The organism is Flavobacterium luminosum, from assembly GCF_023635005.1.
GTDB classification, from domain to species: Bacteria; Bacteroidota; Bacteroidia; order Flavobacteriales; family Flavobacteriaceae; genus Flavobacterium; species Flavobacterium luminosum.
Genome location: NZ_JAMLJM010000001.1, coordinates 89,955 through 105,159 on the forward strand (window position 1 = coordinate 89,955; position 15,205 = coordinate 105,159).

A 15,205-nucleotide genomic window follows, 5' to 3' on the forward strand; every position below is an offset into this window, starting at 1 on the left:
TTTACCGACTTGGAATTTGGAATTTTACTTTTAAAACCCAATCCAATGGAAACCTACATTATCATTTTTCTTTGCATGGCCTCATTTTTGGCAGGATTTATCGATGCTATTGCCGGTGGTGGCGGATTAATACAAACCCCTGTAGCCTTAATTTTATTACCTCACCAGCCCGTATCAAATCTTATGGGAACGTTAAAAATACCGGGATTTACAGGAACTAGTATTGCTTCTTTGCAATATTTGAAAAAAGTAGAAATGAACTGGAAACTATTACTGATTATGGCTTTTTTTTCTGGTTTGGCTGCTTTTTTAGGAAGTCATATTCTAACTCTAGTGAGTAATGACTTCATGAAACCTTTACTCTTTATAGTTCTGATCGGAGTAGCGATTTATACTTTTCTGAAAAAAGATTTTGGAACCCACCAACCCAAAGAACTTTCCGAAAACAAGATGATCTTTCTAGGAATCTTCATTAGCACTGTCATAGGGTTCTATGATGGATTCATTGGTCCGGGTACTGGAAGTTTCTTAATTTTGGCCTTCATCTCTCTCCTAGGGTTTGATTTTTTACATTCCTCAGCCAATGCCAAGTTAGTCAATTTGGCTTCCAATGTAGGCTCTTTGACCCTATTCATCATCAAAGGGAAAATCATCTGGTTGATTGCCTTACCGATGGCAGTGTGCAACGGATTGGGTGGATGGCTAGGAGCCAAATTAGCCATCAAAAAAGGAAATCAGTTCATTCGAATCTTCTTCCTGATTGTAGTAATAGGTACTTTAATCCGATTGAGTTACGATATTTTCTTTAAAAGTTAGAAAAAAGATTGAATGGCTAAATCATAACTTTGTAAGCCAAAACCAATAATCACGCCCTTGGCTTGCGGGGAAATATACGATTGATGGCGAAAACTTTCTCTTGAAAACGTATTGGATATATGCACTTCCACCACAGGCGTTTGAATGGCTTTTATACAGTCACCAATCCCTACAGAAGTATGGGTATATGCTCCTGCATTAAGCACAATTCCGTCATAACTAAATCCAACCTCTTGTAACTTATCGATTAACTCTCCTTCAATATTACTCTGATAATATTCTAACACTACACCTGAAAATTTCGATTGTAAAGTTCTGAAATACGATTCGAAATTTTGATTACCGTAAATTTCAGGTTCACGTTTTCCTAGTAAATTAAGATTAGGCCCGTTAATGATTAAGATTTTCATGCTGTTGATTTTTGGTAAAAATAAAAAAACCATTCGTATTTCAGAATGGTTAGTCTTCAATATTATATTAATTTAAAACACAAATCCTACGGATAACTGTCCTACGGAGTTTTTTGCATCAGCATTTTTAGAAATCTCAGTTAATCCCAAAACATATCTTCCTTGAATAAAGATTTTTTCAGTTACATTCACTGTTAAACCACCAACTCCCGCAAAATCAAACTCGTTAATATCGGTATCAAAATCGACATCTTTTGAAAGTAAATAAGAGAATTGAGGACCTAAATCTAAACTCACTGTTTTCCCCATGTGTATACGAGCCATTAATGGAAGAGAAACGTATCCCAATTTTGCTTTTACCTCTTCACTCAAATTATCATATGAAGCCCCTTGCGTCGAGTACATAATTTCCGGTTGTACGGAGAAAGAATCTCCTAATTTTATCTGCGCGCTCAATCCCGCATGATAACTCGTAATTGCATCTGTTTGTAAGTCGGAACCAGAAAAATTCGCATAATTAGCTCCGGCTTTAATTCCTATTTTTAACAACTGAGCCTGACCGATAGTGGAGCATGCCACTACCAACAATCCTGTAAAAATCCATTTTTTCATAACACTTGTTTTTAACAACCTTAACGAAAATAATGCCGAAAAAGTATTTTTATTGTATTTGATAAGGTAAAATTGACTTTCAAATTTAATTTTAACATAAAAAATCATTCAGAAAAATATTTACTCTTAAAAAAATCACCTCCTTAATTTTGGTGATTTTATCGATAAAATACCAATTATTTCGATGTATGACAATACCTGTTAAAATTGTTAATAACTTTGAAACAAGCTACACATCAAAGTCCTGAATTTTAGTATTTTAGCAGTACAATTTTAATATAAAAACAGACTATGAAAAAATTATTATTAACTGCAGCTGCAGTATTTGCATTTGGTTTTGCGAATGCACAAGATGTTAAATTTGGTGTTAAAGCTGGTTTAAACTTAGGAACTCTAACAGGAGATCTTGAAAATGCTTTTGTAAACTCAGACATGAAAATGAGAACATCATTTAATGCTGGAGGTTTTGCAGAAATAAAATTATCTGATAAATTTGCAATACAACCAGAAATTTTATACTCTGTTGAAGGTGGTAAACAAGACGTTAGTGGTGAAAGTGAAAAATTGATTTGGGATTTAGCTTATGTTAATATTCCAGTTATGGCAAAGTTTTATCCAATTGAAAAATTAAGCATCGAAGCTGGACCTCAAATCGGATTTCTAACAAAAGCTGAAGCTACTTTCGACGGTGAGACTGTTGCAGATTTTAAAGACGATTCAAAATCTACTGCAATCTCTTTAAACTTAGGTGCTGGTTATGATTTTACTAAAAATATTTTTGGTAGTATCAGATACAATTTAGGAATGACTAACATTATCGATGAGAATGATTTCGATTCAAAAAGTAATGTTTTATCTTTATCTGTTGGATACAAATTCTAATTAGAAATATTTCACAATGTATTAAAGGCTACCCAAAAGGTGGCCTTTTTTTTATCTAGAAAAGTTATAAACCTAACTAATTAAAAACACCTTAAAAATGTTAATAACTTTCTATTCCAAAAAATTATAAATTCAAGATCTTTTATACTTTTGCGGAAATTTATTTAACAATAATAAACTTATGAAAAAATTATTATTCACTGCTGTTGCAGTATTTGCATTTGGTTTTGTTAATGCGCAAGAATCTTCTGCAGAAGGTTTCGGAAAAGGTAGTATGTTTTTATCAGGTACTGTTTCATTTGGTACAAATGATTTAAAATCGTTAGATGCAAAAGAAACTTCTTTTGTAGTAGCTCCAAAATTTGGTTATTTTGTTTCAGAAAATATTGCAGTTGGAGTAGGATTAGGATTTGGCAACTCTCAAATCAAAGCAAACAGTAACAATCAAAAAATAGAAAACAAAACAACTTCTTTTGGTGCTTTTGGTAGATATTATTTGAAAACTTCAAAATTTGCTCCGTTTGCTGAATTAAATGTAAACTATGCAAATACTAATACTGAGTATGTTAGATTTTTAGGACAAGTAGCTCCTATTGGTGTTAACTCTCCAGATATTATCACTTTCTCTGCTAATGTAGCACCAGGTTTCAACTATTTCATTTCTGACAACTTTGCATTAGAAACTTCAGTTGGAATTATTGGTTATTCAAATTCAAAAATGGATGTAAGCGGAGCTAAAGCTGACAGCGGATTCAATATTGGTTTAGATTTAACTAATATCAACTTTGGTTTAGTTTACAAATTCTAATTTGTACATACAAAACAAACGAAATCCCGATTTTTTCGGGATTTTTTTATGCCTATCTTTTTCTTAACTTGCCCCTATGAATTGGAGTAGTTACATTAAAAACTTTGAAGCCTATTTAAAAATCGAGCGGGGATTATCTAAAAACTCCATTGAAAGTTATGTATTAGATGTAGAAAAACTTCAACACTACCTCATCGACAATGCTATCGAGGTATCACCGCTAAATATAAAAGAAGAAACCTTACAAGAGTTTATTTACCATACCTCAAAACAAATCAACCCCAGAAGTCAAGCACGTTTGTTGTCGGGACTGAAAAGTTTTTTTAATTACCTCATCTTTGAAGAGTATCGCCAGGATAATCCTCTAGAACTAATTGAAGCACCTCGTTTGGGAAGAAAATTACCGGACACGCTCAGTATTAAAGACATCGACAATCTTATTGGCGCCGTAGATCTTAGCACTAATGAAGGAGAGCGCAACCGCGCCATGCTCGAAACTTTATACGGATGCGGCTTACGGGTTTCGGAACTTGTTACTCTTAAAATTTCCGATTTGTTTTTTGACGAAGGTTTTATCAAAGTAACCGGAAAAGGAAACAAACAACGATTTATTCCCATAAGTCCGTTAACTCAAAAATATATAACGATCTATAAAAATGAAGTGCGGAGACATCTCCCGATACAAAAAGAATTTAGCGATACATTGTTTTTAAATCGAAGGGGAAAACAATTATCTAGAGCGATGGTTTTTACGATTATCAAAGATTTAGCCAAGAAAATCAACCTCAACAAGAACATTAGTCCACATACTTTCAGGCATTCCTTCGCTACCCATTTATTAGAGAATGGTGCCGATTTGCGTTCCATTCAACTCATGCTCGGTCACGAATCTATAACCACTACAGAAATATATATGCACGTAGACAGAAAACATTTGAACCAAGTCATGCAGACCTTTCATCCCAGAAACAAAAAATAAACACCAATACATGATTAAAATTTTCATGTATTGGTGATGCATTATTTATTTCAATAACTTTAATAACTCTTCAAAAGTAACCGTTTGTTGTTCTGCTGAAGCTAAATTTTTGATAGTGTAACGATTGTTTTCAACTTCCTCTCCACCTACAATTACAGCATAAGGAATACCACGTTTGTCAGCATACTGAAATTGTTTTCCAATTTTAGCTTGATCAGGATACATTTCAACCTTAACTCCTTCTGTTCGAAGTTTAGCAATAGCCTTCATAGCATATCTAGCCTCAGTTTCTCCAAAATTCAAGAAAATAGCTTTAGACGTTGATGTTACTGTTTCTGGGAATAAGCCCAACTCTTCTACCACTAGATAAATTCTATCTAATCCAAAAGAAATTCCAACGCCACTCATATTTTTTAAACCGAAGATTCCTGTTAAGTCATCATAACGACCGCCGCCGCCAATAGAGCCCATAGCCACTCCTGCAGGAGCTGCTACTTCGAAAATAGCACCGGTATAGTAATTCAATCCTCTTGCCAAAGTAACATCTAGGTCTAAATGAGCCGATTGCAATCCGATTTCAGCAACATTTTCACAGATAAACTTCAATTCCTCAACACCTTTTAATCCTTCTTGTGAAGAAGCCAATAACGATGAAAGTTGTTCTATTTTCTCTGCGATAGTCCCGTTAAAACCAAATAGAGGTTGAACTTTCTGAATTGCTTCTTCGGAAATGCCTTTGCCTAACATTTCATTTTTCACTCCCTCTTCACCGATTTTATCTAATTTATCTAAGGCTACAGTGAAGTCGATTAATTTATCCGATGCACCAATGACTTCGGCGATTCCCGACAAAATCTTACGATTGTTGATTTTAATAGTCACCCCTTTTAAACCCAAATCGGTAAAAACAGCATCGTACAATTGTACCAATTCAACCTCTTGCCATAAAGAAGTAGATCCAACCACATCCGCATCGCATTGATAAAACTCTCTGAAACGTCCTTTTTGCGGATTATCCGCTCTCCAAACCGGTTGAATTTGATAACGTTTGAAAGGAAATTCAATCTCGTTTTGGTGTTGCACCACATAACGGGCAAAAGGCACCGTTAAGTCATATCGTAATGCTTTTTCCGAGATACGACTAGTAAACCTATTGAGTTCGATGCGTTGCTCCAACGTAATTGTTTCTGCGGAATTGGTCTGTAATTCTTGGATAGAACTTGGTAGTTCTATTTTATTTTTATTGTATAAAAAGTTTCCTGAATTCAGGATTTTAAAGATAAGACGATCCCCTTCTTCTCCATATTTACCCATTAACGTTTCCGAGTTTTCAAAAGTAGGTGTCTCGATAGGTTGAAAACCGAAACATTCGAAATGTTTGCGAATGGTATTGAAAATATAGTTGCGCTTTGCCACTTCGGCTGGAGAAAAATCACGGGTTCCTTTAGGAATGCTTGGTTTTTGGGCCATTGTTCAGATTTTTAGACTAATTTAGTTTCTTCGAATTTTAGATAAAAAGGAAATGCGAGACGTTTGCCAACTAACCCTGATAGAGCCGATATCCTGTCATGTAATGACAGATTAAGGCGAAAGCAGGAAAAGGGACGGCAAAAATGCCCGGACTTTTCGTTCCTGAAATTCTTCGCAAATATCTTACATTTTGTACGAATACTAAAATTTTGAAACCGATTGTAACAAAAAACAAGAACTCGTGACTTATTATGTATGATTGGATTATTTAAAGAGAACGTAAAAATTGCTTTGGGCTCTGTTAGAGCGCAGTTGCTACGCACGATTTTAACCGTTTTGATCATTGCCATTGGAATTACTGCTTTGGTAGGGATTTTGACTGTGGTATCTGCCTTAGACAACACGATTTCGAAAGATTTTGCCTCGATGGGTTCCAATACGTTTACGGTAAATCAATACAGTAATTTGATACGAACTGAAGGTCGTGGACAAATAAAGAAAATAAATCCAATTATCTCTTACCCCGAAGCAAAAGCGTTTAGAGAACGATTTACTTATCCGTTTACCCACACTTCCATTTCTTTTACAGCCACAGCCAATGCGGAAGTAAAATTTGAAAATGACAAAACAGATCCCGAAGTATCTGTAATAGGTGTAGATGACAACTATATTCCTAATTCTGGACTTGAAGTGGTGAAGGGAAGAAACCTGAACTCTTTTGATATTGAAAACAATAGTTATGTGTGCGTTTTAGGCTCCGATTTTGAAAAGGAACTCTTGAAAGATGTTGATCCTATTAATCAGACTATTTCTATTCGAGGCGCCAAGTTTAAAGTTATTGGTGTTTTGAAAGCAAAAGGATCTACCTTTGGGAACAGTCAAGATTTAAGAGTTTTGATTCCGATTCAAGTCGCTAGAACATTGTTTACAGCACCGAACATTAATTACACAACGAGCGTGATGGTGGATCGTAAAGAACTCCTAGACGATGCCATTGATAATGCTACTATAACGATGCGAAAAGTACGCAAATTGAATCCTGTAGAAGAAGACAATTTTGCTATTTCTCGTAGTGATGATTTGATTAACAAAATATTAGGGATTACTCAATATCTAGGAATTTCAGCATGGGTCATCGGTGTTATTACCATTTTTGGTTCTACTATTGCACTAATGAATATCATGCTAGTTTCGGTAACTGAAAGAACCCGAGAAATCGGAACGCGAAAGGCTTTAGGCGCTAAAAAAAGCACTATTGCTATGCAGTTTTTTATTGAAACTATGGTTATAGGACAATTGGGAGGCCTTATCGGTGTAGTTTTAGGAATCCTTATTGGTTTTGGAATTGCTACTGCCATAGATTTTCAATTTACTATTCCTTGGCTTGCTATCCTTTCCGCTTTTATCGTTTGTTTTATTGTAGCGGTTGTTTCCGGTTCTTATCCTGCTATGAAAGCCGCAAAATTAGACCCTATTGAAGCATTACGATATGAATAGGCTTCTTATTGAGAAGTAATGTTCAAATCTACATTTACTACTTAAAATTAAGATTTCTAAAATTCAACTTTTTCCTGAGTGAAATACTTGAATTTTTAAAATATTGACCAGGAAACAAAAATTAATTATTCTAAACCGTTTACGCTAAAACACCCCGAATCATTCGGTCGTTACCATAGATATCTTTTCGCAATTCGATATTTTCAAATCCACTATGCTTTAACAAAGCAACCATGTCTGTTCCTAAATATTGATTGATCTCAAAATACAACTGACCCTTTTCAGATAAATTTCGAGTCGCTAATGCTGTAATTTTTCGATAAAACAACAATGCATCGTGATCTTCTACAAATAGTGCTAAATGAGGTTCGTATTGTAACACATTTTTCTTCATCATTTCTTTTTCCAAATTCCTTACATAAGGTGGATTAGAAACAATGATATCAAACACTTGTCCTAAGTCTTCGGTTTCTAGAATACTCTGATGCAAAAAAGTAATTTCGACTTTGTTTCGTTCGGCATTTTTTCGAGCGATATGCAATGCTTTCTCAGAAACATCCAAAGCAAATACTTGAGCATTAGCTATATGTTTGGCTAAAGAAATTGCAATACAACCGGTTCCGGTACCAATATCTAAAATCTTAATGTCTTTGGAATTGGATTGTTGGCTATGAGACAAAATCCACTCTACCAATTCTTCCGTTTCAGGACGTGGAATTAACGTATGCTCATTAACATAAAATGGTAATCCGAAAAACTCCGTTTCACCTAAGATATATTGAATGGGTTTTTCCTCTTTGAGTTGCGACAAAACCGTTTCCCATTGCAACAATTGTATGGCATCCAATTCTGTCTCCGGATTCAAGGCCAAATCAACCCGTTTCATTTGATGAAAGGCTTCCAACAAAATATAAAAAAAACTTTCTATTTCCTGTTCCTCATAAACCGAAGACAACTCTTTAAAGAACTGATTTTTATATGTTCTTAATAGCATTTTATAACTCTTTAATCATCCAAACGGGGCAACTCGAATGTCCAGTACTTCCTAGAGGTTCCTTCAAATATTCAAAACCCGATTTAACATAAAGTTTCTGAGCCGCTTCCATCATAGGTAATGTTTCTAGATAGCATTTTTTGAAACCAAAACTTCGAGCTCGATCCAGACATGTTTGCATCATCTTAGCTCCTAATCCTAGACCACGGGCCTGAGGTAAAAAATACATTTTTTGTAATTCACAAATTTCGGGCATGCCTTCTTCTAAAGCGGCCACACCAGCTCCTCCAATTATTTCTCCATCTTGTTCTATTACAAAATAAGAAGCACTGGGAACATCGTAATTTTCAAACATAAAATCCAACTGAGGATCCGCATAAGCTGTACCTACTTTAGGCGCTCCCAACTCTTCAAAAATACTACGAATTAAACGGGCTACGTGAGGGTTATCTTCTTTTTGGATTTCTCTTATTATAGGCTGACTCATTATAAATAGAAATAGTTATTTTTGTGTGGTGAAGATACATGAAAAATATATAAAACGCTGCATTCAATTGGCCAAAAATGGTTTAGGAACCACCTATCCTAACCCTCTAGTGGGCAGTGTTATCGTATACGACGGAAAAATTATTGGTGAAGGTTGGCACAAAAAAGCGGGTGAACCTCATGCTGAAGTTCATGCGATCAATTCTGTAAAAGATAAGTCTTTGCTCTCCCAATCAACAATTTATGTTAGTTTAGAACCTTGCAGTCATTTTGGAAAAACCCCGCCTTGTTGCGATTTAATAGTAGCTCAAAATATCCCTAATGTTGTTATAGGCACTCGTGATCCATTTGCCAAAGTAGCAGGAAATGGCATTAGAAAACTGATTGAAGCGGGTAAAAATGTAACCGTAGGTGTTTTGGAAGACGAATGTAACGAACTCAATCGACGGTTTTTCACCTTCCACAATCAGAAGCGTCCTTACATTATACTAAAATGGGCCGAAACAGAAGACGGCTATATTGCACCGGATAGTAAAGAAGAACAGAAACCTGTTTGGATTACCAATTCGTATTCTAGACAATTGGTACACAAATGGAGAACCGAAGAACAAGGAATCTTGATAGGTACGCAAACTGCCATAGATGACAACCCTTCCTTGACCGCACGCGATTGGAAAGGGAAGCATCCTGTTAGAATAGTTTTAGACAAAAAAGAACGAATTTCAAAAGAAAATGCTATATTTGATAGTTCGGCTCCTACGATTTTAATCACAGAAAAGGAAATAAATTTCTCGCAAAACCTTGCCAAAGAAGTCTGCGATTACCTTTTTAAGAAGGAAATTCAATCGGTTATCATTGAAGGAGGAAGTCGAACCATTCAAACTTTTATCGATGCCCAATTGTGGGATGAAGCAAAAGTTTTTAAAGGAATTACGCATTTTTCAAGTGGAACCATAGCCCCAAAAATCACTGGAAAAATAATAAAGGAACAAAAAATAGGATGTGACCAACTCTTAATTTATTCTAGACTATGATTAACACTATTATTTTTGATTTTGGCGATGTATTAATAAATCTTAACAAAAATGCTTCCCTGAATGCCTTACAAAATCTAGGCCTCCCTTCTTGGAACAGTGAATTGGATGAACTTAATATAAAACTCGAAAAAGGAAAAATAACAGAGTCTCAATTCATGATCGAAATGAAAAAGATGATGCCCAATGCATCCATTGATGACATCCGAATGGCATGGAATTCCATTTTGTTGGATTTCCCACTCTACAGACTCGAATTTCTTCAAAAATTATCCCACAAATACCGATTATTTTTACTCAGCAATACTGACGAAATTCACATTGCAAAATTTGAACACAAAGTAGGACACACCTTTGCACGAGAGTTTTATCAATGTTTCGAAAAAATCTACTTTTCCTTTGAAATCGGTTTACGCAAACCCGAACCGGAAGCGTTCCATTACATCATCAGAAAGCACGATTTATCCATGAAGAGAACCTTGTTCATTGACGATAAAAAAGAAAATACCGACATTGCTTCTTCTTTAGGAATGCACGTTTGGAATTTACAAGTTGGAGAGGAAGATGTCGTAGATTTGTTTTCCAAAAAAGAAATTCCTGTTTAAATTTTAAAAAATAAGTATTTTTGAAGCCGAAAAAGAACTTCATTGGATACCTACAAAACAATAGCGAGCGCTTCGACCGAAACATTATACAAAGAAAAAAACAGTAAGTTTTTCGGCTATGCTTTTCCTGTAACTTCCGAAGACGAAGTAAAACACCACCTTGAAAGACTAAAAAAAGAGCATTTTTCAGCCAGACACTGGTGTTATGCTTACCAAATAGGCACTACTAAAATTCAGTATCGAGCTAATGATGATGGAGAACCCAACAACAGTGCCGGAATGCCTATTTATGGACAAATTCAATCTTTTGGCTTAACGAATATCCTCATTGTCGTGGTACGTTACTTTGGTGGCATAAAACTAGGTGTTGGAGGATTAATTAACGCTTATCGTGAAAGCGCCAAGATGTCAATTGAAGCCTCTGAAATCATCGAAAAAACTATCGATGTCCATTTCCTTGTAACTTTTGATTACAAAAACATGAACAAAGTGATGCGTATTATTAAAGAGAAAAACCTCACAATAGTATCACAGAAAATGGAAGAAAACTGCCAGATAGAGATCGCCACCCGAAAAAAAAATGCCGAGATGGTTCTCGACATTTTTACGAATTTATTTGAAGTAGAAATTTCCGAAATTTAAATCCCAGCTAATTTTTCAGAAACATAATCCGGCGGCAAAGTTGGCCTCCCTGTTTTCATGTCTACGAATACTAACACTGAACTTCCAGTTGTTAATAACTCTTGTTCCTGATTGTAAATTTCATATTCAAATTCTATCTTCACCGACGTCTGACTTTTAAAGATTGTTCTTACCGTTAATTCATCATCATAACGCGCTGGTTTTTTATAATTCATCGTCAGAGAAACTACTGGAAGCATAATCCCGTTTTCTTCCATCCATTTGTAGGAAACCCCAAGATTTCTAAGCCATTCCACGCGACCCATCTCGAAATATTGAGCATAATTACCGTGATAAACAACTGCCATTTGATCGGTTTCAGCATAACGAACCCTAACTTTTAATTCATGTATTTTCATTAACCAAATATTTACTTTTTAATAACCTTTCGGAAACACCAATAAAACTCATTACGACATTTTTTCCATAAAATCAATACGAAAAAAATTTTTTTTTACACTTTTTATAATCCATATTTGCTATCCCAATCTACAAAAAATCTTGGCCTAAAATTCGCCAAGTAAAACCTTTAAAACTAACGATATAAGAATGCATACAATGAATAAAACTGCAGAATCAGTCTGGGAAAACTGTTTATCTTTCATAAAGGATAATATTCAGGAGCAAGCATACAAAACTTGGTTTGAACCAATCAAGGCTGTAGAGCTTACAGACAACGCACTTTATATTCAAGTACCCAGCAAATTCTTCTACGAATGGTTAGAAGAACACTATGTTAAATTATTAAAGGTAGCATTACAAAAAGAACTTGGTAAAAACGCGAAGTTACTGTATAAAATCAAAATGGAAAATACTTATGGTAATAAACTTCCATTTACAGAACAATTACCAAGTGCAACCCGTCAACCTGTAAAAACTCAGGAAATTGACGTTCCGGTTCAACAAAAAAATCCGGAATTAAAAAATCCTTTCATTATACCTGGTATTCGAAACATAAAAATCGAATCACAACTTAATGCAAATTACAGTTTCGACAATTTCTTAGAAGGGGACTCAAATCGTTTGGCTCGTAGTGCGGGTATGGCTGTAGCCAATAAACCGGGAGGAACTTCTTTTAACCCATTGTTAATTTTTGGTGGAGTTGGATTGGGAAAAACACACTTAGCGCATGCTATTGGTGTTGAAATTAAAGATAAATATCCTGAAAAAACCGTTTTGTATATTTCAGCTGAAATATTTACACAACAATATATTGATTCGGTTAAGAAAAATACCCGAAACGATTTCATCCACTTCTATCAATTAATCGATGTATTGATTATTGATGATGTACAGTTTTTATCTGGAAAATCAGGAACTCAAGATGTGTTCTTCCATATTTTCAATTACTTACACCAAAACGGAAAACAAGTGATTTTGACTTCAGATAAAGCACCTGTAGATATGCAAGATATTGAGCAACGCTTACTATCTCGATTCAAATGGGGATTATCAGCAGAATTACATCAACCGGATTACGAAACTAGAGTTTCTATCTTAAAAAACATTTTATATCGTGATGGTGTGCAAATGCCAGAAGATATTATAGAATATGTAGCACGCAATATCAAATCGAACGTTCGAGAACTCGAAGGAGCTATCATTTCCTTAATTGCCCAATCTTCTTTCAATAAAAAGGAAGTTACCATAGATCTTACGAAGCAAATTGTTGAGAAATTTGTTAAGAATGTAAAACGTGAAATTTCTATTGATTATATACAAAAAGTAGTTTCTGATTATTTTCAATTGGATGTTTCTACTTTACAATCTCAAACTAGAAAACGTCACGTAGTACAAGCTAGGCAATTGGCAATGTTTTTTGCCAAGAAATACACTAAAGCTTCGTTGGCTAATATTGGTTCACAAATTGGCGATAGAGATCACGCAACGGTATTACATGCTTGTAAAACAGTAGACAATTTGGTTACCACAGACAAACAATTCAAAAAATTTGTTGACGATATCAATAAAAAATTATCGTTATAATGTCAAAAAAAATACTCCTAGTCTGTTTGGGAAACATTTGTCGTTCCCCACTTGCTGAAGGCATCTTGCTTTCGAAATTAAACGATACGTTTCATATCGACTCGGCTGGCACTGGAGGCTGGCATGCTGGAGAATTACCCGATAAGCGTTCTATACAGATCGCTCAAAAATACGGGATTGATATTACTCAACAACGTGCTCGAAAATTTCAAAAAGAAGATTTCGACATTTTTGACTACATCTTTGTTATGGATAACCAAAATTACAAAGACGTAATAAATCTTGCTTCTAACGAAACACATCAAAACAAAGTTCAATTGATCCTTGAAGAAATTTTTCCAGGGGAAAGAGTCGATGTACCTGATCCTTACTATGGATCGGAAGATGGTTTTGAAAAAGTGTTTAAAATGTTGGATGAAGCTTGTGATAGTATTGCTAAAAAACTTCTGAATCCTTAATTTATGAAACCTATTACATTTTTAGGAAAGCTATATTTAATTCCCACCACTTTGGGCGAAATGAACCCTGAAGATGTTTTACCACAAACTATTAAGCGTACCATCGATTTTGTAGATCATTACATTGTTGAAAACGAAAAAACGGCACGTCGTTTCATTAAAAGTATTCATCCTGAAAAAAAACAACCTGAATTAAAAATATCGGTACTCAACAAGCATACTGAAAGCCATGAGTTTCAAGAATTCATTCAACCCTTACTGAACGGACAAAACGTTGGGTTAATGAGCGAAGCTGGATGTCCTGGTGTCGCTGATCCCGGAGCGGTAATCGTAAAACTTGCCCACGAAAAAGGAATTCAAGTGGTGCCTTTAGTAGGTCCTAGTTCAATACTATTAGCATTAATGGCGTCGGGAATGAACGGACAAAGTTTCGCTTTTAATGGCTATTTACCGATTGATAAGGGAGAGAAAAAATCGGCATTAAAAAATTTCGAGAAATTATCTTTTGACAAAAATCAATCGCAATTATTCATCGAAACACCTTACAGAAACAATAAATTGCTTGAAGACCTTTTAAACATATTACAACCGAACACTAATCTTTGCATCGCTTGTGACATTACCCTTCCAACAGAATATATCAAAACATTAGCGGTAAAGGACTGGAAAAAACAAAAGGTCGATTTACATAACCGACCTTGTATTTTCATCATTCACAAAAACTACTAATACGTGTAGTGTTTTGCTTTTGCTCTTTTATTTGCCTCTATAAAACTGGTATCGTAACCCGCAAATTCACGAAGATATTCGGTAACCGAAGTACCGTAACCGTCTACAAATTTTCTACGGCCTTCCGATCGTAAAAAACGTCTTACAGCTCCTGGTCCTCCTAAGTGAGCTGCAGCTAGAATACCTGATTCAGTAATAGTAATACCTCCTATGACGCGTCCGGAATATTTAGCAATTTCTTTGCGTAATTCCCATTTATTACGTGCCAAATAAGCTATGAAGGCTTTTTCCTGTAGTTTTCTACTCCTCAGGAATTTTTGTTCGTCATGAATCCCTAACTCTTCTAAAGTTTGGGTTCCAAATTGGTACTTACCAAGATAACCAAATGTATTCACTTTATGATACTTTCCTTGCGATTCACGCACAGCTAAACGTTGCTGAAAACCAACAAAAGTTTTTCCCGTGAAAGGAATATCAAAAAATGTTTGGCCAACTTCTACTTCGGTAGGTACTGTGTAGGTAATTTCCTTTTCAAATACATGAAACCAAGGAAATAATTCAGATTGAAATGGTCTAAAACCAGAACTTAATGTGATGATTGAGGCAAATAATCCAAGATAGAATATTTGTTTTTTTGTCATGATAATAATTTTCTTCTAACTAAGAAATCCGAACGTATTTTTAGGAATTTCTATCATCGCCAGAAAATTAATAGACAGCAAAGATACGACGTAAATCCTTAATAATCTGTTAATTTC

General features: G+C 35.0%; 18 protein-coding genes. 11 read left to right on the plus strand and 7 right to left on the minus strand.

Annotated features, from left to right (window positions below; all coding sequences use genetic code 11):
* The first annotated feature begins 45 nt into the window (after positions 1-45).
* Entirely contained in the window at positions 46-816 is a 771-nt protein-coding gene (locus NAT50_RS00450) for a sulfite exporter TauE/SafE family protein (protein ID WP_250590389.1), read from the plus strand.
* On the opposite strand, the gene aroQ is transcribed toward NAT50_RS00450, so the two are convergent.
* Both aroQ and NAT50_RS00460 read right to left on the minus strand, forming a co-directional pair.
* Positions 813-1,226, minus strand: coding sequence for a type II 3-dehydroquinate dehydratase (gene aroQ / locus NAT50_RS00455; protein WP_250590392.1), 414 nt, complete (start codon positions 1,224-1,226; stop codon positions 813-815). The two genes, NAT50_RS00450 and aroQ, sit on opposite strands and share 4 nt — an antisense overlap.
* A 72-nt stretch (positions 1,227-1,298) precedes the next feature.
* On the minus strand, positions 1,299-1,838 hold the full coding sequence (locus tag NAT50_RS00460; protein ID WP_250590394.1) for a porin family protein: 540 nt from the start codon (positions 1,836-1,838) through the stop codon (positions 1,299-1,301).
* A gap of 291 nt (positions 1,839-2,129) precedes the next feature.
* Here NAT50_RS00460 and NAT50_RS00465 point away from each other — a divergent pair, with 291 nt between their 5' ends.
* The 3 genes from NAT50_RS00465 to xerD all read left to right on the plus strand — a co-directional run bounded on the left by NAT50_RS00465 (position 2,130) and on the right by xerD (position 4,507).
* Positions 2,130-2,720: a porin family protein gene (locus NAT50_RS00465; RefSeq protein WP_250590396.1), complete on the plus strand. Its 591-nt coding sequence runs from the start codon at positions 2,130-2,132 to the stop codon at positions 2,718-2,720.
* 181 nt (positions 2,721-2,901) lie between these two features.
* Positions 2,902-3,528, plus strand: coding sequence for an outer membrane protein (locus NAT50_RS00470; protein ID WP_250590398.1), 627 nt, complete (start codon positions 2,902-2,904; stop codon positions 3,526-3,528).
* A 76-nt stretch (positions 3,529-3,604) separates the two neighbouring features.
* Positions 3,605-4,507, plus strand: a complete 903-nt coding sequence (xerD, locus tag NAT50_RS00475; protein ID WP_250590400.1) for a site-specific tyrosine recombinase XerD — start codon at positions 3,605-3,607, stop codon at positions 4,505-4,507.
* Positions 4,508-4,552: 45 nt separating this feature from the next.
* Here the strand turns inward: xerD and hisS are convergent, their stop codons facing one another.
* A complete protein-coding gene (hisS, locus tag NAT50_RS00480; protein WP_250590401.1) occupies positions 4,553-5,977 on the minus strand; it encodes a histidine--tRNA ligase in 1,425 nt (474 codons plus the stop codon).
* Between the two features lie 255 nt (positions 5,978-6,232).
* On the opposite strand from hisS, the gene NAT50_RS00485 reads away from it, so the two are divergent.
* Complete coding sequence (locus tag NAT50_RS00485) at positions 6,233-7,474, plus strand: ABC transporter permease (protein ID WP_250590403.1); 1,242 nt, start codon at positions 6,233-6,235, stop codon at positions 7,472-7,474.
* Positions 7,475-7,613: 139 nt separating this feature from the next.
* Here the strand turns inward: NAT50_RS00485 and prmC are convergent, their stop codons facing one another.
* Positions 7,614-8,468 (minus strand): peptide chain release factor N(5)-glutamine methyltransferase, encoded by an 855-nt coding sequence (prmC, locus tag NAT50_RS00490; protein WP_250590405.1) that lies wholly within the window; start codon positions 8,466-8,468, stop codon positions 7,614-7,616.
* A gap of 1 nt (position 8,469) precedes the next feature.
* Entirely contained in the window at positions 8,470-8,955 is a 486-nt protein-coding gene (locus tag NAT50_RS00495; RefSeq protein WP_250590407.1) for a GNAT family N-acetyltransferase, read from the minus strand.
* A gap of 28 nt (positions 8,956-8,983) precedes the next feature.
* On the opposite strand from NAT50_RS00495, the gene ribD reads away from it, so the two are divergent.
* The 3 genes from ribD to NAT50_RS00510 are packed head-to-tail and all read left to right on the plus strand — an operon-like array spanning position 8,984 to position 11,235.
* Positions 8,984-9,988: a bifunctional diaminohydroxyphosphoribosylaminopyrimidine deaminase/5-amino-6-(5-phosphoribosylamino)uracil reductase RibD gene (gene ribD / locus NAT50_RS00500; protein WP_250591386.1), complete on the plus strand. Its 1,005-nt coding sequence runs from the start codon at positions 8,984-8,986 to the stop codon at positions 9,986-9,988.
* A complete protein-coding gene (locus NAT50_RS00505; RefSeq protein WP_250590409.1) occupies positions 9,985-10,593 on the plus strand; it encodes an HAD family hydrolase in 609 nt (202 codons plus the stop codon). Before ribD ends, NAT50_RS00505 begins: the two co-directional genes overlap by 4 nt.
* A gap of 42 nt (positions 10,594-10,635) precedes the next feature.
* Entirely contained in the window at positions 10,636-11,235 is a 600-nt protein-coding gene (locus NAT50_RS00510; RefSeq protein WP_250590411.1) for an IMPACT family protein, read from the plus strand.
* Here NAT50_RS00510 and NAT50_RS00515 read toward each other — a convergent pair.
* Positions 11,232-11,633 carry an acyl-CoA thioesterase gene (locus NAT50_RS00515; RefSeq protein ID WP_250590413.1) on the minus strand — a complete coding sequence of 134 codons (402 nt, stop codon included), beginning with the start codon at positions 11,631-11,633 and terminating at the stop codon, positions 11,232-11,234. The two genes, NAT50_RS00510 and NAT50_RS00515, sit on opposite strands and share 4 nt — an antisense overlap.
* Before the next feature lie 199 nt (positions 11,634-11,832).
* Here NAT50_RS00515 and dnaA point away from each other — a divergent pair, with 199 nt between their 5' ends.
* Genes dnaA through NAT50_RS00530 form a run of 3 tightly spaced genes read left to right on the plus strand, consistent with a single transcriptional unit; the run spans position 11,833 to position 14,447 of the window.
* Positions 11,833-13,260, plus strand: coding sequence for a chromosomal replication initiator protein DnaA (gene dnaA, locus NAT50_RS00520; protein ID WP_250590415.1), 1,428 nt, complete (start codon positions 11,833-11,835; stop codon positions 13,258-13,260).
* On the plus strand, positions 13,260-13,718 hold the full coding sequence (locus tag NAT50_RS00525; RefSeq protein WP_250590417.1) for a low molecular weight protein-tyrosine-phosphatase: 459 nt from the start codon (positions 13,260-13,262) through the stop codon (positions 13,716-13,718). The genes dnaA and NAT50_RS00525 overlap by 1 nt, the downstream gene beginning before the upstream one ends.
* Positions 13,719-13,721: 3 nt before the next feature.
* Positions 13,722-14,447 carry an SAM-dependent methyltransferase gene (locus tag NAT50_RS00530; RefSeq protein ID WP_250590419.1) on the plus strand — a complete coding sequence of 242 codons (726 nt, stop codon included), beginning with the start codon at positions 13,722-13,724 and terminating at the stop codon, positions 14,445-14,447.
* Here the strand turns inward: NAT50_RS00530 and NAT50_RS00535 are convergent.
* Entirely contained in the window at positions 14,444-15,088 is a 645-nt protein-coding gene (locus NAT50_RS00535) for a peptidoglycan-binding protein LysM (RefSeq protein WP_250590421.1), read from the minus strand. The two genes, NAT50_RS00530 and NAT50_RS00535, sit on opposite strands and share 4 nt — an antisense overlap.
* Positions 15,089-15,205 lie beyond the last annotated feature (117 nt).

Excerpts from the sequence above, each read along its gene's own strand:
- NAT50_RS00450 (WP_250590389.1), top strand. The coding sequence starts at position 46 with ATGGAAACCTACATTATCATTTTTCTTTGCATGGCCTCATTTTTGGCA.
- aroQ (WP_250590392.1), bottom strand. The coding sequence starts at position 1,226 with ATGAAAATCTTAATCATTAACGGGCCTAATCTTAATTTACTAGGAAAA.
- NAT50_RS00460 (WP_250590394.1), bottom strand. The coding sequence starts at position 1,838 with ATGAAAAAATGGATTTTTACAGGATTGTTGGTAGTGGCATGCTCCACT.
- NAT50_RS00465 (WP_250590396.1), top strand. The coding sequence starts at position 2,130 with ATGAAAAAATTATTATTAACTGCAGCTGCAGTATTTGCATTTGGTTTT.
- NAT50_RS00470 (WP_250590398.1), top strand. The coding sequence starts at position 2,902 with ATGAAAAAATTATTATTCACTGCTGTTGCAGTATTTGCATTTGGTTTT.
- xerD (WP_250590400.1), top strand. The coding sequence starts at position 3,605 with ATGAATTGGAGTAGTTACATTAAAAACTTTGAAGCCTATTTAAAAATC.
- hisS (WP_250590401.1), bottom strand. The coding sequence starts at position 5,977 with ATGGCCCAAAAACCAAGCATTCCTAAAGGAACCCGTGATTTTTCTCCA.
- NAT50_RS00485 (WP_250590403.1), top strand. The coding sequence starts at position 6,233 with ATGATTGGATTATTTAAAGAGAACGTAAAAATTGCTTTGGGCTCTGTT.
- prmC (WP_250590405.1), bottom strand. The coding sequence starts at position 8,468 with ATGCTATTAAGAACATATAAAAATCAGTTCTTTAAAGAGTTGTCTTCG.
- NAT50_RS00495 (WP_250590407.1), bottom strand. The coding sequence starts at position 8,955 with ATGAGTCAGCCTATAATAAGAGAAATCCAAAAAGAAGATAACCCTCAC.
- NAT50_RS00505 (WP_250590409.1), top strand. The coding sequence starts at position 9,985 with ATGATTAACACTATTATTTTTGATTTTGGCGATGTATTAATAAATCTT.
- NAT50_RS00515 (WP_250590413.1), bottom strand. The coding sequence starts at position 11,633 with ATGAAAATACATGAATTAAAAGTTAGGGTTCGTTATGCTGAAACCGAT.
- dnaA (WP_250590415.1), top strand. The coding sequence starts at position 11,833 with ATGAATAAAACTGCAGAATCAGTCTGGGAAAACTGTTTATCTTTCATA.
- NAT50_RS00525 (WP_250590417.1), top strand. The coding sequence starts at position 13,260 with ATGTCAAAAAAAATACTCCTAGTCTGTTTGGGAAACATTTGTCGTTCC.
- NAT50_RS00530 (WP_250590419.1), top strand. The coding sequence starts at position 13,722 with ATGAAACCTATTACATTTTTAGGAAAGCTATATTTAATTCCCACCACT.
- NAT50_RS00535 (WP_250590421.1), bottom strand. The coding sequence starts at position 15,088 with ATGACAAAAAAACAAATATTCTATCTTGGATTATTTGCCTCAATCATC.